Origin of the sequence: Actinomadura bangladeshensis, assembly GCF_004348335.1 — a bacterium.
GTDB lineage: Bacteria > Actinomycetota > Actinomycetes > Streptosporangiales > Streptosporangiaceae > Spirillospora > Spirillospora bangladeshensis.
Genome location: NZ_SMJW01000147.1, coordinates 1 through 20,743, shown reverse-complemented (window position 1 = coordinate 20,743; position 20,743 = coordinate 1). Strand labels below are relative to the sequence as shown.

18 protein-coding genes and 1 pseudogene are annotated in these 20,743 nt (G+C 75.6%); 9 read left to right on the top strand and 10 right to left on the bottom strand.

The genetic code is table 11. From position 1 onward, the window contains the following. The 3 genes from E1284_RS25445 to E1284_RS25435 form a co-directional block, all read left to right on the top strand. On the top strand, positions 1 to 2,052 hold a 2,052-nt coding region (locus E1284_RS25445), incomplete at its 5' end, for a bifunctional phosphatase PAP2/O-acyltransferase family protein (protein WP_131942659.1). Next, complete coding sequence (locus tag E1284_RS25440; protein ID WP_131942658.1) at positions 2,052 to 2,954, top strand: DMT family transporter; 903 nt, start codon at positions 2,052 to 2,054, stop codon at positions 2,952 to 2,954. The genes E1284_RS25445 and E1284_RS25440, both read left to right, overlap by 1 nt. Then, positions 2,951 to 3,859: an alpha/beta hydrolase gene (locus tag E1284_RS25435; RefSeq protein ID WP_131942657.1), complete on the top strand. Its 909-nt coding sequence runs from the start codon at positions 2,951 to 2,953 to the stop codon at positions 3,857 to 3,859. The genes E1284_RS25440 and E1284_RS25435 overlap by 4 nt, the downstream gene beginning before the upstream one ends. Positions 3,860 to 3,881: 22 nt before the next feature. Here the strand turns inward: E1284_RS25435 and E1284_RS25430 are convergent, their stop codons facing one another. The 7 genes from E1284_RS25430 to E1284_RS25400 all read right to left on the bottom strand — a co-directional run bounded on the left by E1284_RS25430 (position 3,882) and on the right by E1284_RS25400 (position 11,330). Further along, positions 3,882 to 5,060: a PucR family transcriptional regulator gene (locus E1284_RS25430; protein WP_165965426.1), complete on the bottom strand. Its 1,179-nt coding sequence runs from the start codon at positions 5,058 to 5,060 to the stop codon at positions 3,882 to 3,884. Between the two features lie 103 nt (positions 5,061 to 5,163). Beyond that, positions 5,164 to 6,504, bottom strand: a complete 1,341-nt coding sequence (locus E1284_RS25425) for an acyltransferase family protein (RefSeq protein WP_131942655.1) — start codon at positions 6,502 to 6,504, stop codon at positions 5,164 to 5,166. A gap of 198 nt (positions 6,505 to 6,702) precedes the next feature. Continuing rightward, a complete protein-coding gene (locus E1284_RS25420) occupies positions 6,703 to 7,476 on the bottom strand; it encodes an SAM-dependent methyltransferase (RefSeq protein ID WP_243714745.1) in 774 nt (257 codons plus the stop codon). Positions 7,477 to 7,809: 333 nt separating this feature from the next. Continuing rightward, the gene (locus E1284_RS25415; RefSeq protein ID WP_131942653.1) at positions 7,810 to 8,457 is read right to left on the bottom strand and encodes a GNAT family N-acetyltransferase; all 648 of its coding nucleotides are present in this window, start codon (positions 8,455 to 8,457) and stop codon (positions 7,810 to 7,812) included. A 33-nt stretch (positions 8,458 to 8,490) separates the two neighbouring features. Next, positions 8,491 to 8,937, bottom strand: a complete 447-nt coding sequence (locus E1284_RS25410; protein ID WP_131942652.1) for a hypothetical protein — start codon at positions 8,935 to 8,937, stop codon at positions 8,491 to 8,493. Positions 8,938 to 9,023: 86 nt separating this feature from the next. After that, positions 9,024 to 9,998: a sensor histidine kinase gene (locus E1284_RS25405; protein WP_131942651.1), complete on the bottom strand. Its 975-nt coding sequence runs from the start codon at positions 9,996 to 9,998 to the stop codon at positions 9,024 to 9,026. Between the two features lie 207 nt (positions 9,999 to 10,205). Next, positions 10,206 to 11,330 carry a carboxylate-amine ligase gene (locus tag E1284_RS25400; RefSeq protein WP_131942650.1) on the bottom strand — a complete coding sequence of 375 codons (1,125 nt, stop codon included), beginning with the start codon at positions 11,328 to 11,330 and terminating at the stop codon, positions 10,206 to 10,208. Positions 11,331 to 11,496: 166 nt separating this feature from the next. On the opposite strand from E1284_RS25400, the gene E1284_RS43720 reads away from it, so the two are divergent. Continuing rightward, positions 11,497 to 11,625 carry a hypothetical protein gene (locus tag E1284_RS43720; RefSeq protein ID WP_275406821.1) on the top strand — a complete coding sequence of 43 codons (129 nt, stop codon included), beginning with the start codon at positions 11,497 to 11,499 and terminating at the stop codon, positions 11,623 to 11,625. 49 nt (positions 11,626 to 11,674) lie between these two features. Here E1284_RS43720 and E1284_RS25395 read toward each other — a convergent pair whose 3' ends face one another. The 3 genes from E1284_RS25395 to E1284_RS25385 form a co-directional block, all read right to left on the bottom strand. Beyond that, a complete protein-coding gene (locus E1284_RS25395; RefSeq protein WP_131942649.1) occupies positions 11,675 to 11,869 on the bottom strand; it encodes a hypothetical protein in 195 nt (64 codons plus the stop codon). A 2-nt stretch (positions 11,870 to 11,871) separates the two neighbouring features. Continuing rightward, positions 11,872 to 12,081 (bottom strand): HGxxPAAW family protein, encoded by a 210-nt coding sequence (locus E1284_RS25390; RefSeq protein WP_131942648.1) that lies wholly within the window; start codon positions 12,079 to 12,081, stop codon positions 11,872 to 11,874. Positions 12,082 to 12,196: 115 nt separating this feature from the next. Then, positions 12,197 to 13,375 (bottom strand): acyl-CoA dehydrogenase family protein, encoded by a 1,179-nt coding sequence (locus tag E1284_RS25385; protein WP_131942647.1) that lies wholly within the window; start codon positions 13,373 to 13,375, stop codon positions 12,197 to 12,199. Between the two features lie 115 nt (positions 13,376 to 13,490). Here E1284_RS25385 and E1284_RS25380 point away from each other — a divergent pair, with 115 nt between their 5' ends. From E1284_RS25380 to E1284_RS25360, 5 genes and pseudogenes are all read left to right on the top strand, one after another. Next, complete coding sequence (locus tag E1284_RS25380; RefSeq protein WP_131942646.1) at positions 13,491 to 15,314, top strand: methylmalonyl-CoA mutase family protein; 1,824 nt, start codon at positions 13,491 to 13,493, stop codon at positions 15,312 to 15,314. Further along, positions 15,311 to 17,509, top strand: a complete 2,199-nt coding sequence (gene scpA / locus E1284_RS25375; protein ID WP_131942645.1) for a methylmalonyl-CoA mutase — start codon at positions 15,311 to 15,313, stop codon at positions 17,507 to 17,509. Before E1284_RS25380 ends, scpA begins: the two co-directional genes overlap by 4 nt. Continuing rightward, positions 17,506 to 18,489 (top strand): methylmalonyl Co-A mutase-associated GTPase MeaB, encoded by a 984-nt coding sequence (gene meaB / locus E1284_RS25370; protein WP_131942644.1) that lies wholly within the window; start codon positions 17,506 to 17,508, stop codon positions 18,487 to 18,489. The genes scpA and meaB overlap by 4 nt, the downstream gene beginning before the upstream one ends. Positions 18,490 to 18,556: 67 nt before the next feature. Then, complete coding sequence (locus E1284_RS25365; protein ID WP_131942643.1) at positions 18,557 to 19,531, top strand: GNAT family N-acetyltransferase; 975 nt, start codon at positions 18,557 to 18,559, stop codon at positions 19,529 to 19,531. A gap of 266 nt (positions 19,532 to 19,797) precedes the next feature. Then, positions 19,798 to 20,743: pseudogene (locus tag E1284_RS25360) on the top strand (hypothetical protein); the annotation flags it as partial.

Genomic DNA, 20,743 nt, shown 5'->3' with positions numbered 1-20,743 from the left:
GACGGGGGACGGGCGGGGGCGGCGGCGCGCGAGATCGTCACCGCGCTGGCCGTCCTGGTCGTGTACCTGGTGTTCACCCACGCGTTCAGCGGCGACCGCGCGGCCAGCGACGCGCACGGGCGCGCGCTGCTGGAGTTCGAGCGCTGGGCGCACCTGGACGCCGAGCGCCCGCTGAACGACCTGCTCGCCCGGCACGGGCCGCTCGGCGCCGCCGCCGCCTGGGAGTACGCGACGACGTACGTGATCGGCACCTTCGGGTTCCTGATCTGGCTGTGGTGGCGGCGGAACCCGGCCTACGAGTGGGCGCGCAACACGCTCATCCTGGTGACGCTGATCGCGATCTGCTGCTTCGCCGTCTGGCCCACGACGCCGCCCAGGCTGCTGCCGGGCGAGGGGTTCACCGACGTCATCGCGATGCACCATCCGCCGGCCACCTGGGGCAGCGAGGTCGTGTCCGCGGGCGCCAACCCGTACGCGGCGATGCCGAGCCTGCACATCGGCTGGGTCGCGTGGATCGGGGTGGCGGCCGTGCGGGCCCGCTGCCGCCCCTGGTTCGCCTGGCTCTGCGCCCTGCACCTGGCGGTGACCGGCCTGGTGATCGTCGCGACCTCGGCCCACTACGTCGTCGACATCCCGGGCGGGCTGCTGCTCCTGCCGGCGGCCGCGGCCGCCGAGCGGGCTCGGGTCCGGCTGGTGGGAGGACGCCGGGCACCGGGCGCGGCGGGCCCGCGCCGGGAGCAGCGGGTCGCCGCCGCCGACGCGTTCTTCCTGCACGTGGAGAGCCGGGCCGTCCCGCAGGTGGTGGGCGGGGTCGCCGAGTTCGCCGGGCCCGCGCCGCCGGCGGAGAAGGTGCGCGCCCTGTTCGCCGAGCGGCTGCCCCGGCTGCCGCGGCTCACCCAGCGGGTCCGCCCCGGCGGCGTGCTGCGGCGGCCGCGCTGGGTGGAGACCGGCGCCGTCGACCTGCGCCGGCACGTCCAGGAGCTGGAGCTGCCCGCCGCCGGCGGCCGGCGCGCGCTGGACGGCCTCGTCGCCCGCCTCGTCGCCGAACCGCTGGACCCCGCGCGCCCGCTCTGGCGGTTCTGCCTCGTCCGCCGCGGGCCGGCCGGGCCGGACGCCGTCGTGGTCCTGTTCCACCACGCGATCGCCGACGGCATCGGCGTCGTCGACATCCTGCGCGGGATCCTCGACCCCGCGCTGCCCGAAGCGGCCCCGGCGCGCGGCCCGGGCGGGCTCGCGCGCGCCGCCGCCGTCCTGCCCGGCCTGGTCCAGCTCGGCCTGGACGGCGCCGCCCGCACCGTGTCCGTCGCCGGCGCGCTCGGCCCCGAACGCGTCTTCGGCACCGCCACGCTGCCGCTCGACCGGGTCCGCGCCGTCGCCCGCGCGGCCGGCGCGCGGGTCACCGACGTGCTCCTCGCGCTGGTCGGCGAGGCCGTCGCCGGCGTGCTGGAGGAGCGCGGCGAGCCGGCGGACGGCCGGCCGCTGCGCACCGCCGTCCCGATGACGCTGCGCGCCCCCGAGCCGCCCGGCACCGGCCGCACCGCCGTCCCGGGCAACCTGACCGCCGCGCTGCGGCTGGACGTGCCGGTCGGCGCGATGCCCGTCCGCGACCGGCTGGCGGCCGTGCACGCGGCCGCCGAGCGGCGCCGCAGGTCCGGCCGGGCGCTGGCGAGCACCGCCGCGATGCGGCTGATGGGCGCGCTGCCGCCGCCGCTGCACGCCCGCGCCGCCCGCCGCACCTACCGGGCGGGCTTCTTCGGTGGGATCGTGTCCAACATGCCGGGACCGCCGCTGCCGATGTCGCTCGCCGGGGCGCGGCTCGGCGACGTCCACCCGATCCTGCCGCTCGCCGACGGGGTGCCGTTCGCCGTGGGCGCGCTCAGCTGGAACGGGGCCCTGCACATCTCGGTGACCGCCGAGCCGAACGTGCTGCCGGAGGGGGCCGCGTTCCCCGACGCCCTGCTGCGGGCGTTCGGGCGGCTGGCCGCCGCCGTCACCGCCGGCAGCGGCGCCGGGACCGGCGCGGGCAGCGAGGCGCAGAGCGGGACGGCCTGATGGCGTGGTCGGTGGGCTTCGCCGTGCTCGCGGCGTTCCTGTTCGCCGCCGCCGCCGCGCTGCAGTACCGGGCCGCCCGGCGGGCGGTGCGCGGCGGCTCGGACGCCGGCGCCGCGCACGGGCTGATCCGGCGGCTGGTCCGGGACCCGGTGTGGCTGACCGGGTGGGGGGTGAACCTCGCCGGCTTCTGCGCGCAGGCGATCGCCCTGCACTTCGGCTCGACCGCGATCGTCCAGCCGCTGCTGGTCACCCAGCTCGTCTTCACGATCGCGCTCGGCACGGTCGGCACGGGGCGCCGCCCCGCGCGGCTGGACCTGCTCGGCGGGGCCTTCGTGTCGGCGGGGCTCGCCGTCCTGTTCACGGTGCCGGGCGCGATCCCGCCGGAGGGCGAGCCGTCCCGGCCCCGGATCTTCGTCGCGGGCCTGATCGCGGCGCCGGCCGTCGCCCTGCTGTCGCGGGCGGCGTGGATGCGCGCGGGCCCGACGCGGGCGGCGCTGCTCGGCGTCTGCGCCGGGCTGTTCTTCGCCGCCACCGCCGTGCTGATCAAGCTCACCACCGCCGACCTGGTCGAGCGCGGGGTCGCCGCCACCGCCGCCGACTGGCCGGGCTACGCGCTCGCCGGCAGCACGCTGCTCGGGCTGGTCCTGGAACAGCGCGCGTTCGCCGCCGGGTCGCTGCCCGCCGCGATGACCGCGATGACGATGACCAACCCGATCGCGTCCTACCTGGTGGCCGCCTTCGCCTTCGAGACGCTGCCGCCCCGCACCGCCGCGGCGTTCGTCGCCGTCTCGTTCACCGTCGTGCTGCTCACCACCGGGGTCGCCCTGCTCTCCCGCTCGGCGCACGCCGCCCGCGGCCGCGACGACTCCTCGTACACTCCCGCCATGAGGGATGCGTCTTGATCGGCCGCCGCGCGCTGCTGCTCGGCGGGCTCGGCGGGCTCGGCGCCGCCGCGGCCGTGTCCGGGACGGGATACGCGCTCGTGGAGAACGGGGTGCTGCCCGGCAAGGTCCGGCTCGACCGCGCGCTCGGCCGATGCGGGCAGGTGCCCGCGCCGCCCGCCGCGTCCGCCGCCGTCCAGCGGATGACATGGTGGTCCGCGCACCGGCGCACCACCGTCACCGCCACCATCGTCCCGCCGGCCGAAGGCCGCTCCCTGCGCGGCTTGCCGGTCGCGGTCGCGTTGCACGGCAGCGGCGGCACCGGGGCGAGCGCCGTGTCGAGCCTCGGGCTGGACCACTACCTGCCGGACGCCGTCGCGAACGGCGGCGTCCCGCCGTTCGCCCTGGTCGCGGTCGACGGCGGCCCCGACACCTACTGGCACCCGCGCGCCGCCGGCGACGACCCCATCGGCATGATCGTGGACGAGCTGCTGCCGCGCCTGCGCGAGCGCGGCGCCCGGACCGGCCGCATCGGTGCCATCGGCTGGTCGATGGGCGGCTACGGCGCGCTCGTGCTGACCCGCAGGCTCGGCGCCGGGCGGACGGCGGCCGTGGTCGCCGCGTCCCCGGCCCTGTTCGAGTCCTACGCGGACGCCCGCGCCGCCAACCCCCGCGCCTTCGACGGCGGGGCCGACTTCGCCCGCCACGACGTCTTCGCCGCGCTGGACGAGCTGAAGGGCGTCCCGCTCCGCGTCGACTGCGGCACGAGCGATCCGTTCGCCCCGATGGCGCGCCGGTTCCGGGACCGCGTCCACCCGGAGGGCGCGATGGACGGCGGCTGCCACGACGGCGCCTTCTGGCGCCCGCGTCTGCCCGCCCAGCTCGCCTTCCTCGGCCACCGCCTCGCGGGCCGGCCGGCTTCGTGACCGGTGCCGTCAGCCGGTGCCGTCAGCCGGCGCGGTCGGCGCGGCCGGTGCGGACCAGCCAGCTCAGCATCAGCATGACGTCGAGCCGGCCGTCCAGCTCGGTGAACCGCCCCCCGGTCAGCTCGGCGATGCGGCGCAGCCGGTACCGGACGGTCTGCTCGTGGATGTGCAGCCGCTCCGCCGCGATCACCGCGTTGTCGCCGCACTCCAGGTAGGTCAGCAGCGTCTCGGCGAGCGGCCGGCGGCGCGCGGGGGCCAGTTCCAGCAGGGGCCCGAGGACGGCCTCGGCGGTCGCGCCGATCAGCTCGTCGGCGGCGAGCGCGGCCAGCGAGGCGATGTGGTCCACGCACCGGACGGGCGCGTCGCGCGGCAGCATGCCGCGCTCGGCGAGCGTCAGCGCGTGCCGGGCCCAGCGCAGCGACACCGCGCCCTGCCCGAGCGGCACCGTCGGCCCGATCGCCGCCGTGCCGAGCCTGCGCAGGACCGGCCACAGGCGCTCCTGGCCGGGGCCCTCCGGGTCGGGCACCACCAGGAACGGGACCGGCGCGTCCCAGTCGGCGAGCACGCCGGGCGGCAGGATCCGCGCGCCGGCGGGCGCCCCGGCCGGCAGCGCGACCAGGGCGATGCTCTTCGGCGGCTCCCAGCGGGCGGCCACCGCCAGTTCCGCGATCGTCTCCGGGGCGGGCGGCGGCTCGGCGACCAGCAGGTCCCGCAGCCGCTCGCGGCGCCGCTCCCGCTCGGTCGCCAGCTGGCCCTGCTGGCGGGCGTACCCCTGCGCGGCGGCGTCGGCGACCCGCGCCAGCAGCATGAACAGCGAGTCGGTCAGCCGGCTCAGCGTCTCGCGCGACCAGCCGAGCCGGTAGGCGTCCTTGATGAACCGCCGGCAGGCGACCTGGCTGCTCACCCGCATCGCGTTCTGCAGGGCGCCGAGGCTGCGGCCCTGCCGGGCCTCCTCCTCGCCGAGCCGCATGTACAGCTCGGTCAGCTGCCGCGCGTCGGCGTTCGGGTGGTCGACGGAGTCGACGAAGAACGCGACGGTGTCGGCGACCGTCCGCTCCACCCGCTTGGCGTACTCGCCGCCCTCGTCGCCCGCGTACTCCGGGACCTGGTCGCGGATCTCGCGTTCCATCTCGTCGACGGCGGCCTGGAGGTGCTGCCGCAGCAGTTCCGGCAGCTCGGCGGGCATGGGCCCTGATGTCATCCGGTGTCCGTTTCGACGGCTCGGGGCTGGGCGGATCGGCCTCACCCTAAGCAAGAACCGGGAGACTGTCATCACTCGCCCCCCGGCCACGGCCGGACGGCGGTCAGGGGCGGGCCGGCTGCGGGGCCGTCCCCGAGGCGGCGCCCGAGGCGGCGCCCGAGGCGGCGCCCGAGGCGGCGCCCGAGGCGGCGCGGTGCCGGGCCGTGAGGCGCCGCCCGAGGCGCTGCGCGGGCCGTTCGACGTACCGGTGGGTGAGGGCCGCGGACACCAGCACGCCCGCGACCAGCACCACGCCCCAGCCCACCCGGACGGGGACGGGCAGGCCCCAGGTGTCCCGGCCGGCCGCGTACCAGACCACCTGGACGACCAGCGGGTGCAGCAGGTAGAGCGAGTAGCTGACCAGCCCCGACCACACCAGGAACCGGGGCATCCGGCGGCCGCGGAGGGCGAGGCCGGCCAGGAAGGTCAGCCACGCGGCGGCCACGGCGATCGTCCAGTCCGGCCCGAGCGGGTTCGGGTTGGCGTACAGGGCCCAGGACGTCGGGGTGCGCAGGCCCGCGACGAGCGACAGGGCGGGCACGACCGCGACCATCGCGACGGCGGGCCGGCGGCGGAGCCGCCCCTCCTGGATGGCGCGGACCGCCGTCCCGGCGAACATCGTGGCGATGATGCAGAGGCTCTCGATGGCGCCGATGCGGCTGTTGAGCACGAGCAGCGTCAGGGCCAGCGCCGCGACGACCGCGACCCCGGCCCGCCGCGTCGCGCGCCGGCCGCTGAGCATCGCGGCGAGGCCGCCGGCCAGCAGCAGCGCGGCCCCGACGATCGTCCCGCCCGGCCAACGGGAGGCCAGCAGCCCGGACGGCAGCGCCACGCCGAGGATCGCCGCGCCCACCCCGAACCCCAGCGCGACGCGGGCGCTGGAGCGGTGCACCCCGGCGACGAACATCGCCGTGATGAGCAGGTAGAAGACCATCTCGTAGGACAGCGTCCAGAGCACGTTGACCGCGTTCGGCACGCCCAGCAGGTCCTGCAGCATCGTCAGGTGGGCGAGGGATGCCTCCCACGGCCGGTCGCCGAGCGCGGCGGGCAGCCCGTAGGTGACGCCGGCCGCCGCGAGGGCCAGCGCGAGCACCAGCGACACGCACCAGGCCGGGTACAGCCGGAAGAACCGCCCGGCCCAGAACTCCCGGACGTTGCCGCGCCGCTGCAGCGAGAACGGCACCACGTAGCCGCTGACGAGGAAGAACACGAACACCCCGTACCGGCCGAAGTCGAACCAGGGGCTCGCCGTCCTGCGCACCTCGGGCAGCAGCACGTCCAGGGAGTGCTCGAACACCACCACCAGGGCGGCGAGGCCGCGCAGGGCGTCGAGCCACCCCATCCGCGAGGCGTGCCCCGAGGCAGTACCGGTCGTCTGGGCTGAAGGCAGGGTGTTCGTCGGCATCGGGGGCCACCATAGGGGCCGAACCGTTACCGTCTCTAACGGGTGAATGAGATTTTTGTGAGATAGCGGGCCCTCGGCTGACTCAGCGTGACGGGACGGGAACAGCCGTACGACAGGCCGGAGCAGGGGCGCCGCGGCCGGAGCCGGAGCCCGCGCCCAGGGTGTCGGTGTGATCAATGACACACCGTTCCGGACGGCTCAGCGGACGCCCACGGCGCCGTACAGGAGCGGGTCGCCGGGGGCCGGGCCGGTGAGCGGCACCACCCCAGGCGGGAGGGGGCGGAACGGTCCGAGCAGGCGCGCCACGTCCGCGCCGCGGCGCGGGTACAGCGGGACGCCGCTCGCCTCGCGGTAGCGCCGCGCGGCCTCGGCCGTCGCGCCCGGGGCGAAGTCGGCGGTGAGGTGCGAGACGACCAGCGCGCTGCCCGGTGCGGCGGACGCGGCCAGGCCCGCGACGATGTCGGCGGCGCCGGGCAGGAAGTGCAGGACGGACGACAGCACCAGCGCGACCGGCTCGGACGGGTCGATCAGCCGCCGCACCTCGGGACTGCCCAGCACCGCGTCCGGGTCCCGGACGTCGGCCCGCAGCGCCGCGATGTTGCCGTCGTCGATCAGCAGCGCGCGGGCGTGGGCGATGACGAGCGGGTCGCGGTCGACGTAGACGACGCGGGTGCCGGCGATGTGCCGGGCGGCCATCTGGTGCAGGTTGTCGTCCCGGGGCAGGCCGCAGCCGAGGTCGACGAACTGCCGGACGCCGCGCTCGGCCAGCAGCCGGACCGAGCCGGCGAGGAACGCGCGGGCGGCGCGGGCGGCCTCCGCCGCCTGCGGGAGGACCTCCAGGATCCGGTGGGCGAGGCGGCGGTCGCAGGAGTAGTTGTCCTTGCCGCCGAGGAGGTAGTCCTGGACGCGTGCCGGACCCGGCCTGTGCAGGGCGAGCGGGGACTCCGGCGCCCGCGTCCCGGCCGTGGTCATCTCGTTCACCTATCGCCTTGCCTGAGGGTCGCCTTGCCTGAGGGGGAGGAGTGCAATGGCTCCCTCCCGACGGTAGGCGGCCCGGGCCGGGGAACGCGCAGCCGGGTCCGGTGCGCGGGAGAACGGCCGGGCTTCCGGTGGCCGCATCAGGCCAACCGTGTTTGGCGGGACTTCCGCCGGGTCCGGCCCCGGGATGGCGGGCATCAGGAACGCGGCGGGCGAACGGACGGTCGCCGCGCGCTCACACCCGCGTGCGGACGTCCGCGGCGCATGACCGCATGCGGCCATGACAAGAACCTGACCCCGGCGGTCGGCTCCCTGTGGAGAACGAGCTCAGCGCTCCCGCGCGGGGTCCCGCCACATGAGCCAGACCGGCGGGCAGCCCCGCCCCGGCAAGGCCAGCTCCCGGGTCACCCGGAACCCGAACCGCTCGTAGTAGGGGACGTTCTGCTCCTTCGAGCTCTCCAGGTAGGCGGGGACGCCGGCGGCGTCGCAGCGGTCCAGGCGGGAGCGCAGCAGCGCGCCGCCGAGGCCGCGGCCCTGCGCCGGGGGATCGGTGCCGAGCACCGACAGGTACCAGTGCGGCTCCCGGGGGTGGTGCCGCTCGATCGCGCCGAGCGTGCGCAGCGTGACCGGCACCCGCGCGCCGAGGATCCGCAGCAGCGGCACCGCCTGCGCCGCCTGCAGCCGGACCGGCACCCGCCAGTGGCCGGGCGGGTCCCACAGCGCGGCCGCCTCGACCGCGCCGTCCCGGCCGGCCGTCTCGGTGGCGCCGTGCCGCAGGTGCACCCGCCGCAGCAGGACGTCGAACAGCCCGGTCAGCCGCCGCACCCGGGACGCGTCGTCGGGCAGCAGCCAGCACCAGACCGGGTCGTCATCGAAGGCGCGGGCGAGGACCGGCGCGATGCCCGCCGCGATGCCCGCCGGGTCGGCGCCGGCGGCCGTCCGGACGGGCGGGGACGGCTGGGAGGGAGTGGTCATGGCGCATCCTCCTGGAGGGACGCGCCGATCCTCTCACGCGCAGCGGCGGCGCCGGTCGCCGCGCGGGCGGGTCAGCTCGTCCAGGACGAGGGACGCGCCCGCACCCACCAGCCACGTGTCCTTGGCGAGCGCGATGCCCTCCTGGGTCGGCCGGATGCCGCCCTCCTGGCGCATCCCGGGCAGCCGCAGGTAGAGGCCGGCCAGCCCGGCGGAGAACGCGGTGAGCGCCGCGCCCGCGACCAGCGACGGCACGAACGGCGCCAGCAGCGCGCTGCCGAGCGCGAGCTCGGCCCTGCCGAGGTTGCGGGTGAAGGTCCGCGCGTCCTGCGATTCCAGGAACGGGTAGGCGGTCTTCGCCATGCCGTGGGTCGCGTCGGCCGCATCGTCCAGGGCCTGGAGCTTCGACAGGCCCGAATTCAGGATGAAGGCCCCCACGGCCAGCCGGACCGGGATCTGGTGAGCGCGAACTAGAAAACGCATCGTTCCCCATAACGATCGGTGGATCGGGCGCAGGCATCATTCCCGCCGTTCGCCCGTTGCACCTGAAACCGGGGTCAAGTCTCGCCCTACCGGGGCGCCGGCCTGCCCGTGGTCCGTGTGCGCAGGTAGACGCGGGTCGCGGTGCCGCCCGGGCCGGTGTGGACGCGGACGAGGTCGGCGAGGTGGTGGACCAGCAGGATGCCCCGGCCGCCGTGCGGGCTCATGTCCGCGGGCCGCCGGCCGGCCAGCGGGTCGGTGATCGTCCCGGCGTCGGCGACCTCGCAGACGACCTGGCCGTCCTCCGCCCAGAACCGGGCCGTGCCTGCCCCGCCGCCGTGCAGGCAGGAGTTGGCGGCCAGCTCGCTGACCGCGAGCTCCATGTCGCCCACGGCGTCGGCGCCGAGGCCGTGGGCCGCCGTCCAGCGGCAGGCGAACTCGCGGAGGCGGGGGAGCGCGTCCAGGTCGAAGCGCATCGCCACCGCGCCGCGCGGTTCCGGCAGCGGCCGGTTGTAGGCGCGGATCACGCGGTGCGGGGCGTAGTCGGCGCTCGCGCGCTCGCCGCGCCGGTCGATCACGACCGGATGGGTGGCGCGGGCGTCGGCGAGCGCGACGGGGTCCAGCCCGGACTCGTCGTAGGGGCACAGGATCGACGCGCCGCGGCCCGCGAACGCCAAGTTGATCAGCGCCTCGTGCTGGGCGCAGGCCGGGTACTCGGCGGCGGTGCGGCCGGGCCAGATCGGCTCGCCGATGATCCGGACCCGCCCGCCGGGGTGCCGGTCGGCGAAGTCGCGCAGGACGCCGGGGATGATGCGGCCGGGGTTGCGTCCCGCCTCGGCCATGTCCAGCCAGGTGACCTCGCGGGCGGTCGCGCCGAGCGCGTCGCGCAGCAGCCCGAGGCGGCGGCCCGGCACGGCCACCGCGACCGGTTCGCCCGCCGCCCGCCCCGCGCGCACGAACGGGACGGTGCCGGCGAGGTACTCCTCGTCGTCCCGGTAGAAGAGCGCGGGATGGAGGAACGGGCCCCGGGGCGTCACGCCCGGTGCTCCGGGCCTGAGGCTCATCTCGCGGTCGCTCCGTCCGGGCTCGCTGCTGTCACCTGCATCGGATCGAGGGTACGCGGCCCGGGCGCGGCCGTGCGAGACGGGCCCATCGATGCGTCCCCCGACGCCGGCGGTGACCGATCCAGGGCAGAGGTACCCCCGGCTGACCGGGGAAAACGGGCGAAATGTGCAAAGTTGCCTTTCCGGACCGCGGGACCGCCCGGCGGGTCAGCGGTCCCGCAGCAGCGCGGCGTCGACGACGTCGGCCAGCCGGCCGCGCCTGCGGTAGGCGGCGCGCTGCCGCTCGGCGCCCGTCCCGCCCGCGAGCAGCCGCCGGACACCGCGGGTGACGAACGCCACCTCGCCGGCGTCGCCGAGCGCGGGCAGCACGTGCGCCAGCAGGTCGCCGGCCTGCTCCCGGAAACCGGACGGGCGGCCCGTGCACACGTCCACGCCCCGGCCCGCGAGCCCGTCCCGAGCGGCCAGCCAGTACGCCGCGCGCAGCATCTCCTGCGGCGGGTCGGGCGCGGGCTCCCCGGCGTCCACCGCCTGCGACGACACCCGCACCAGCGCCCGGACCAGCGCGGCGAAGACGGCCGCGTCGGCGGCGGTCGGGGCGACGTCCGCGAGCCGGATCTCCACGGTGGGCAGCCGCGCCGACGGCCGGACGTCCCAGAAGACCGTCCCGGTGTCCAGCAGGGCGCCGCAGCCGAGCAGCGTCCCGACGAGGTCGTCGTAGTGGGCGGCCGAGGCGAAGAACGGCGGCGGCCCCGCCACCGGCCAGCGCGACCAGGCCATCGCCCGCCAGCAGGCGTGGCCGGTGTCGCGCCCGGCCCAGTACGGCGAGTTCGCCGTCAGCGCCAGCAGCGTCGGCAGCCACGGCCGCAGGTGGTTGCTGACCTGGACGGCCCGCTCCCGGTCGGGCATCTCGACGTGGACGTGGCACGAGCAGATGCTCTGCTCGTCGTCCAGCCCCCGGTAGACCGCCAGGCTCTCGGCGTACCGGGCGCCGGCCGCGATCGGCGCGGGGATCACCTCGCCCAGCACGGGCGTGCCGGTGGCGGCGAGCCGGACGCCCTCGGCCGCCGCGGCGGCCGCCATCGCCGCCCGCATCGCGCGGATCTGCTCGCGGAGCTTGCCGAGGTCGTGGCACGGCGAGGTCTTGGCCTCGGCGAGGAAGGCGACGAGCTCGGTGGAGGCGCGCTCGCCCAGCGCCGCGCCGGCCCGCCGCACCACGGCGGCGGCACGGGGGACGACCTCCCGGGAGAACGGATCGACGACGAAGTACTCTTCCTCGACTCCGAATCGCAGGGTGGTCCACCACCTCGGTCTCGGGGCGACGCAGCCGGCCACGTTTCCCTCCGACGGTACGTCGCCGCCGCCGCGCCCGCACGTGCCGGTCCGTCCGTAAACGGTGGTAATGGATCTTCTTGACCCTCTTTTGACCCGCCGTCCAGCGGGCAGTGTCCGGGTTGGGACGCCGCCGAGGCGACGGGCCCGGCGGGAAGGAGAGGTTCCGATGACCGGATCGACCGTGGTCGGCGTGCTGGTGCTGCTGCTCGCCGTCGCCGTCTTCCTGCTGGTCGGGCTGTTCTACCTGGGCGACAAGCGGAAGGGCCCGCCCAACGGCTCGGACAGAGGCCGCTGAGGCAGGCCCTCGGTGCGCTTCGGATGCGCCGGCGGCCGCCGCGCCCGGGTCAGGGAGCGGTGCTCGGACCCGGGTCGAAGAAGTACATCGACAGCGCGATGACGTGGGTGATGACGACCACGGCGATGCCGAAGAAGAACAGCATCTTGGCGGGCGCGTGCGGGAAGACCTTCCCCGGCTTGAGCGGCCCGCGCTCGCGCTGCCGGGCGGCGATCCGCTCTTCCAGCGGGGGGCGGCCGAACATCGCTAGTGCCCGGGCTCGTCCGCGACGACGTCGCTCATGATGTCGACGGCCAGCGCGAAGATCCCGCCGATCACGATCACCGCGGCGCCCACGCCGGTCACGACCCAGTCGGGGCCGAGGGTGATGCCGACGCCGCCGACGACGAAACCGACGAAGATGATGGCCACGGCGACCCAGGACTTCGGGCGCCCGGCGTGGCTGCCAGTCGACATGTGCTGCTCTACCTCTGCAAGGTTCCGGTGGGGCGGTACGGCGCCGACTCTAGCAACGCCCCTGGCCGGTGGGGCTTCCGGGGTGCCTCCTGGATCGCCCCAGTGGCGGGCGGAATCACACGAACGCGCCCATTCCGGTCGCGGCCCGGCCGACGATCAGCGTGTTGATCTCCCGGGTGCCCTCGTAGGAGTACAGCGCCTCCGCGTCGGCGACGAAGCGTCCGATGCCGTAGTCGAGGACGATCCCGTTGCCCGCCATCAGCTCGCGCGCCCAGCCGACGGCCTCCCGCATCCGGGTGGTGCAGTACGCCTTGGCGAGCGCCGAGTGCTCGTCGCGGTAGAGGCCGTCGTCCTGGAGCTGGGCGAGCCGCACCACCATGCCGAGGCAGGACGTCGCGTTGCCCAGCATCCTGACCAGCAGGTCCTGGACGAGCTGGAACTTCGCGATCGGCCGGCCGAACTGCTCGCGCTCCACCGCGTAGTCGCGGGCGATCTCGTACGCGGCGAGCATCACCCCGACCGCCTGCCACGCCACGCCGCTGCGGGTGCGGCGCAGGATCGCCGCCGTGTCCTTGAAGCCGTTCGCGCCCGCGAGCCGGGCGGACTCGGGTACCCGGCAGTCGGTGAGCGTGATGTCGGCGTTCTGGACGGTCCGCAGTGCGATCTTGTTCTCGATCGGCGTGGCGGTGAACCCCGGCGTCCCCTTGTCCACCACGAAGCCCTTCACCTGGTCGTCGGCCTCGTCCCGGGCCCAGACGACGGTGTGGTCGGCGAACGTGGCGTTGCCGATCCAGCGCTTCGCGCCGTTCAGCACCCAGTGGCCGCCGTCGCGCCGCGCCGTGGTGCGCAGCCCGAGCGCGACGTCCGAGCCGCCCTCGGGCTCGGTGAGCGCGAACGCGCCGATCTTCTCCATCCGCCCCATGGCGGGCAGCCACCGCTCGCGCTGCTCGGGGGAGCCGCACCGGCCGATGCTGCCCATTGCGAGGCCGGTGTGCACGCCGAAGAACGTGGCCATGGACGGGTCGACGCGCGCCATGTCCATCGCCAGGAACCCGGTGAGCAGGCTGCTCGGCTTCTCCCCGGGGCACTCGTCGTAGCCGAGGCCGGCGATGCCGAGCTCCCCGTAGTGCGGGATCAGGTCGAAGGGGAACCGGGCCCGCGCCCAGCAGTCGTTCGCGATCGGCGCGACCTTCGACTCCAGGAAGGCGCGCACCCGCCCGGCGACCTCCTTCTCGCGCTCGTCGAGGAGCTCCTGCATGTGGTAGAGGTCGCCGGGGAGCGCATCCAGGGTCATGGGCGTGCCCTTCCCGGACGCCGCGCCGCTAACCGGCGGGCGCGGGCCGTCCCGGATTCTGGTCAGCGGGACCCGCTTCAGAGCGGCGTTCGGTCGCTCGCCTACGATCCAGGGCATGACGGTGCCGCCTGAGGAACTCGAACTGGCCGCCGCCTTCCCCCCGGCCGAGCGGGACCGGTGGCGGGAGATGGTGAAGGGGGTGCTGCGCAAGTCCGGCGCGGCGACCGACGACACCCCCCTTGCGGAGATCGAGGGTCTGCTGACCCGCGAGTCGTACGACGGGGTGCCGATCGCGGCGCTCTACACGCGCAGCGACGCCCCGGCCGGACGGCCCGGCCTGGCCCCCTACGTCCGGGAGGTCCGGCCGGACGGGGAGGGCATCGCCGGATGGGACGTCCGCCAGCGGCACGCCGGCCCCGACCCCGCCGCCGCCCGCGAGGCGATCCTCGCCGACCTGGAGAACGGCGCCACCTCGGTCTGGCTGCGGCTCGGCGAGGGCGGCCTGCCGGTCGCCGGCCTCGCGGACGCGCTGCGCGGCGTCCTGCTCGACCTCGCGCCCGTCGTGCTCGACGCGGGCGCGGCGGCGGCCGAGGCCGGGGACGCCTTCCTCGCCCTGGTCGCCGAGCGCGGGAACGCGGCCGACGCGTCCGGGGGCCTCGGCGCCGACCCGCTCGGCCTGCAGGCCCGCACCGGCGCCGCCGGATCCCTGGACGAGGCCGCCGCGCTCGCCGTCCGGTGCGTCCGCGAGTTCCCGAAGCTGCGCGCGGTCACCGTCGACGGCACCCCCTACCACGACGCGGGCGGGAGCGACGCCGAGGAACTGGGCGCGGCCGTCGCCGCCGGCGTCGCCTACCTGCGCGCCCTGACCGGCGCCGGGCTGAGCGTGGACGAGGCGTTCGGGCAGATCGAGTTCCGCCTCGCCGTCAACGCCGACCAGTTCTCCTCGATCGCCAAGCTGCGCGCCCTGCGCCGCCTGTGGGCACGGGTCGCCGAGGTCAGCGGCGCCGCCGACGGGACGGCCGCGCGGATCCACGCCGTCACCTCGTCGGCGATGATGACGCGCCGCGACCCGTGGGTGAACATGCTCCGCACCACCATCGCGGCGTTCGCGGCCGGGGTGGGCGGCGCGGACGCGGTCACCGTCCAGCCGTTCGACGCCCGCCTCGGGCTGCCGGACGGCTTCGCCCGCCGCATCGCCCGCAACACCCAGACCCTCCTGCTGGAGGAGTCGAGCCTCGCCCGCGTCGTCGACCCGGCCGGCGGCTCCTGGTACGCCGAGAGCCTCACCGAGGGGCTCGCGCGGGCCGCGTGGGCGTGGTTCACCGAGATCGAGAAGGCCGGCGGCCTCGGCGCCGCCCTCGGCTCCGGGCTCGTCGCCGACCGGCTCGCCGCGACCTGGGCGCGGCGCCGCGAGGACATCGCCCGGCGCAAGGCCCCGCTCACCGGCGTCAGCGAGTTCCCCAACCTCGCCGAGACGCTGCCCGAGCGCGCCCCGGCACCGGCCCGGCCCGGCGGCGGCCTCCCCGTGGTGGCGTACGCGCAGGACTTCGAGGCCCTGCGGGACCGGTCGGACGCCCACGCGGACGCGACCGGCGGACGTCCGAAGGTGTTCCTCGCGACGCTCGGGCCCATCGCCGTCCACACCGCGCGGGCGTCCTTCGCCGCCAACCTCTTCCAGGCGGGCGGCATCGAGACGGTCACCGGGGCGCCCGAGGAGTTCGGGACGTCCGGCACCACCGTCGCCTGCCTCTGCTCCAGCGACGGGCTGTACGCGGAGCAGGCCGCCGGCGCCGCGCGGATCCTGCGCGAGGCGGGCGCGGTGAAGGTCTGGCTCGCGGGTAAGGGAACGTACGAGGGGGTCGACGCCAACGTGTACGCCGGATGCGACGCGATCGGGGTGCTGGAGACCACCCTCCACGATCTGGGAGTGAACGAATGATCCCCGACTTCACCGAGATCGAGCTCGGGGCGGCGCCCTCCGCCGACGAGGCCGCCAAGCGGTGGCGCGCCGCCGTCCCCGACGGCGACGCCGAGACCTGGGACACGCCCGAGGGCATCGGCGTCAAGGCGCTCTACACCGGCGACGACCTCACCGGGCTCGACTTCCTCGACACCCTGCCGGGCATCGCGCCGTACCTGCGCGGCCCCTACCCGGCGATGTACGCGACCCAGCCGTGGACGATCCGCCAGTACGCCGGGTTCTCCACCGCCGAGGAGTCCAACGCCTTCTACCGCCGCAACCTCGCGGCCGGTCAGAAGGGCCTGTCGGTCGCGTTCGACCTCGCCACCCACCGCGGCTACGACTCCGACCACCCGCGCGTGTCCGGCGACGTCGGCATGGCCGGGGTGGCGATCGACTCCATCTACGACATGCGCCAGCTGTTCGACGGCATCCCGCTGGACAGGATGAGCGTGTCGATGACCATGAACGGCGCCGTCCTGCCCGTCCTGGCGCTCTACATCGCCGCGGCCGAGGAGCAGGGGGTGAAGCCGGAGGCGCTCGCGGGGACCATCCAGAACGACATCCTCAAGGAGTTCATGGTCCGCAACACCTACATCTACCCGCCGCAGCCGTCGATGCGGATCATCTCCGACATCTTCGCGTTCACCTCGCAGCGGATGCCGAAGTACAACTCCATCTCGATCTCCGGCTACCACATCCAGGAGGCCGGGGCCACCGCCGACCTGGAGCTGGCCTACACCCTCGCCGACGGCGTCGAGTACATCCGCGCCGGACGCGAGGCGGGCCTGGACATCGACGCGTTCGCGCCGCGCCTGTCGTTCTTCTGGGCGATCGGCATGAACTTCTTCATGGAGGTCGCCAAGCTCCGCGCGGCGCGGCTGCTGTGGGCGAAGCTCGTGAAGCAGTTCGGCCCGCGGAACCCGAAGTCGCTGTCGCTGCGGACGCACTCGCAGACGTCCGGCTGGTCCCTGACCGCGCAGGACGCCTTCAACAACGTCGCCCGCACCTGCATCGAGGCCATGGCCGCCACGCAGGGCCACACCCAGTCGCTGCACACCAACGCGCTGGACGAGGCCCTCGCGCTGCCGACCGACTTCTCGGCCCGCATCGCCCGCAACACCCAGCTGCTCCTGCAGCAGGAGTCCGGGACGACCCGCACCATCGACCCGTGGGGCGGCAGCGCCTACGTCGAGCGGCTCACCTACGACCTCGCCCGCCGCGCCTGGGGCCACATCACCGAGGTCGAGCAGGCCGGCGGCATGGCGAAGGCGATCGACGAGGGGCTGCCCAAGCTGCGCATCGAGGAGGCGGCGGCGCGCACGCAGGCCCGCATCGACTCCGGGCGGCAGCCCGTCATCGGCGTCAACAAATACCGTCCGGACGCCGAGCAGGAGATCGAGGTCCTGAAGGTCGACAACGCCTCCGTCCGGGCGCAGCAGATCGACAAGCTGCGCCGCCTGCGCGAGGAGCGCGACGAGGACGCGGCCCGGTCCGCGCTGGAGGCGCTGACCCGCGCCGCCGAGGCGGCCGAGAACGGCACCCGCGCGTCCGGGCTGGACCAGAACCTCCTCGCGCTCGCCATCGGCGCCGCCCGCGCCAAGGCCACCGTGGGCGAGATCTCCGACGCGCTGGAGAAGGCGTACGGGCGGCACGCGGCGCAGATCCGCACGATCTCCGGCGTGTACCGGGAGGAGGCCGGACAGGTGACCGCGATCGAGAAGGCGCGCGCGGCGACCGCCGCGTTCGAGGACGCCGAGGGCCGCCGCCCCCGCATCCTCGTCGCCAAGATGGGCCAGGACGGCCACGACCGCGGCCAGAAGGTGATCGCGACCGGGTTCGCCGACCTCGGCTTCGACGTCGACGTGGGCCCGCTGTTCCAGACCCCGGCGGAGGTCGCCCGGCAGGCCGTCGAGGCCGACGTGCACATCGTCGGCGTCAACTCCCTCGCCGCCGGCCACCTCACGCTCGTGCCGGCGCTCCGCGAGGAGCTCGCCGCGCTCGGCCGCGCCGACATCATGATCGTCGTGGGCGGGGTCATCCCGCCGCAGGACTTCGACGAGCTGCGCGCCGCCGGCGCCGCCGCGATCTTCCCGCCCGGCACCGTGCTCGCGGACGCGGCGGTCGGGCTGCTCGACGAGCTGACCGCGCAGCTGGGGCACGTCTCGTCGTGAGGCCGGGGCTCGACGACTACGTGACCGGGGTGCGGGACGGCTCGCGCGCGTGGATCGCGCGGGCGATCACGCTCGTGGAGTCGACCCGTCCCGACCACCGGGAGCTGGCGCAGAAGCTGCTGGTCGAGCTGACCCCGCACGCCGGGGACGCCCGCCGCGTCGGGATCACCGGCGTGCCGGGGGTCGGCAAGTCCACGTTCATCGACGCGCTCGGCACGAAGCTGACCGGGGAGGGGCACCGGGTCGCGGTGCTCGCCGTGGACCCGTCCTCGACCCGGACCGGCGGCAGCATCCTCGGGGACAAGACCCGCATGCAGCGCCTCGCCGCCGACCCGGACGCCTTCATCCGGCCCTCGCCGACCGCGGGCACGCTCGGCGGCGTCGCCAAGGCCACCCGCGAGGCGATGGTCGTCATGGAGGCCGCCGGGTACGACATCGTCCTCGTGGAGACGGTCGGCGTCGGGCAGTCGGAGACGACCGTCGCCGAGATGGTCGACTCCTTCCTGTTCCTCACCCTCGCCCGCACCGGCGACCAGCTCCAGGGCATCAAGAAGGGCGTGCTGGAGCTGGCCGACGTGATCGCGGTGAACAAGGCCGACGGCGACCACACGATGGAGGCCAGGCGCGCGGCCCGCGAGCTGTCGGGGGCGCTGCGGATGCTGCGCAGCGACGAACGCGTCCGCAACACCCCCGTCCTCACCTGCAGCGCCCGCGAGGGCACCGGGCTGGAGGAGGTGTGGGGCGAGATCGTCGGGCACCAGGACCGGCTGCGCGACTCCGGCGAGCTGGAGGCCCGGCGCCGCCGCCAGCAGGTCGGCTGGACGTGGGCGATGGTGCACGACCGGCTGCTCACCGAACTGCACGCGCACCCCGCCGTCCGGAACCTGGCACCGGAACTGGAGCGGGAGGTCGCGGACGGGACGCTCACCCCGGCCCTCGCCGCCGACCGCATCCTTGCCGCGTTCTCGCGGGACGCCTGACCCCGGTTCCGGCACCGGATGTCCGGGGTCCCGGCCGCGCCGGGCCGGGATCCGGTACAAAAGTCTGATGGACGTCATCGCGCTCGACGCTCCGACGGACGCGCAGATCCGCGCGTGGCACGAGGTGCTCGCGGCCGTCCACGCCGCCGACCCGGCCGGGGACCCCGCCCCGGACCCGGCCGGCACGGCGCGGCGGCTGCTGTGCGCCGAACCCGGCTCCCGGCAGCGGCTCTGGGCAGCGGCGGACGGCGGCCGGCTGGTCGCGGTCGCGGCGCTGCGGCTCCCCGGCGAGCCGGGCGCCGGCCGCCCCGGCGAGATCGACGTCCAGGTCCATCCCGGCCGCCGCCGCCGCGGCCTCGGCCGCCGCCTCCTCGCCGCCGCCGCCGAGGGACTGCGCGCCGACGGGCGCTCCAGCGTGATCGCGCAGGTCCTCGCCGGGACCCCGGCCGTGCCGTTCCTGGAGTCGCAGGGCTTCGAGTGCGTGCTCACCCTGCGCGGCATGCTCCTGCGCCTGGCGGACGTCCCGCCGGAGCGCATCACCCGGCTGCTGGCCGACGCCCCCGCCGGATACGAGCTCGTCCGCTGGCAGGGCATGGTGCCGGACGAGCACGCGACCGCGCTGGCCCGCGCCAAGCACGCCATGGCCGACCTGGCCGAGTACGAGGGCGCCCTCTGGGACGCGGGCCGCGTCCGCGAGATGGCCGAGATCGTCGCCAAGCGCGGCGACGACCTCTACACGGTCGCCGCCCTGGACGGCCCCGCGATCGCGGGCTTCACCGAGATCGTCGTCCCGCACGACTCGGCCGGCCGGGCCGCCCAGTACGACACGGCCGTCGTCCCCGAGCACCGCGGCCGCCGCATCGGCATCTGGGTGAAGGCCGCGATGCTCGCCTGGCTGACCCGCGAACGCCCCGACGTCCGCGAAATAGAAACGGACAACTCAGGCGATAACGCGCACATGATCGCCGTCAATGAGGAACTGGGCTTCCGCACCGAACGAGAATCCCTGGAATACCAGGCCGCGGTGACCGCCCTCCCCTGACCGGCTGACCCGCCCCCACGGCGAGGCCGCCATTCCCGCCGACGCCCGGAGCCGCCCTGGACGTGCGGGCGGCCCGGTGGTCGTGGCGGACCGGTATTCGGCGGGCGAGTCGGGCGGCCCGCGGGCGGCTGGGGGAGCGGGCGGCCATTGGCCGGCGCCAACGCCATCGGAGGGCGGCCGGCCCGCAAATCCATGCTCAGGGATGTCGTGGTCGCCGAGTTATCCACAGGTTCACGTTCCGGGGCGGCCGTGGTGGTGCGGGAGTCATGGTTGGGGGCGTCGGCAGGCCGGAGCGGGCGTGCCTGGACGGGAGGCGGGAGATGGGGGAGCGGTTCGTGCTGGCGGTGCCCGGCGTGGTCACCGCGCGGTTCCTGGTCGCGACGGACGCGCGCGCCGTCCCGGGGATGGACTACCTGCGGGACGCGGTCGGCGACCGGGGTCTGGGTCGAGTCGCAACCGGGCTGCTGGGATCGGGGCGGCTGACCGCCGAGCCGGTGACCGAGGTCACGCCGGGCCTGAAAGAGCGGATGCACCGGCTGGGCGGTCAGCCCGAGCGGCTGCGGGACGTGCTCGGGGCGGCACGGCACATCGCGGTCACCGCGGCCACGGCCCCCGGCGGCCGGCCGCTCGGCGCGCAGGCGGCCCGGCTCACCGCGCGGGTCCTCGCCGCCGCCGTCCGCGGGACCGTCGCCGACCTGGACGCCGGCCGGATCCTGCCTCCCGAGGACGGCCCGCCCGCCGAACCGGAGCGATTCGTCCTCGGCCGCGACTGGGCGCCGGTCTACATCACCCTGGAACCGGACGACGCGACGCGCGCCAGGGCGGAGACGGCGGGGCTGCACCGGTTCGGCCTGCCGGAGGTGGCGGTGCGACGCGTCCCCTACGCAAGCATGCTCACCGCCGCGAACCTGGCCCGCGCCCTGGCGTGGCAGTTGTTCGCCGAGCAGGCGGCCTGGCTCAAGAGAGGCGGCACCGAGGGCCCACGCGAGACCCCGGCCGAAAGACCCGTCACAGCGGCCGACGTGATGGACTTCTGGGGCGCCCGAACCCCCGCGGCCACCGCCGCAGCCGCCCAGATCCGCCTCGCCTGGACGGACACCGGCTGCCCCGCCTGCCCAGCCGCGATCGAAGCACACCCCGCATCAATGGACCACGGCACCTGGTGGAGCGAGTCCGCCGCCAGAGCAATGCCGAAACTAATCCGCCCAACCC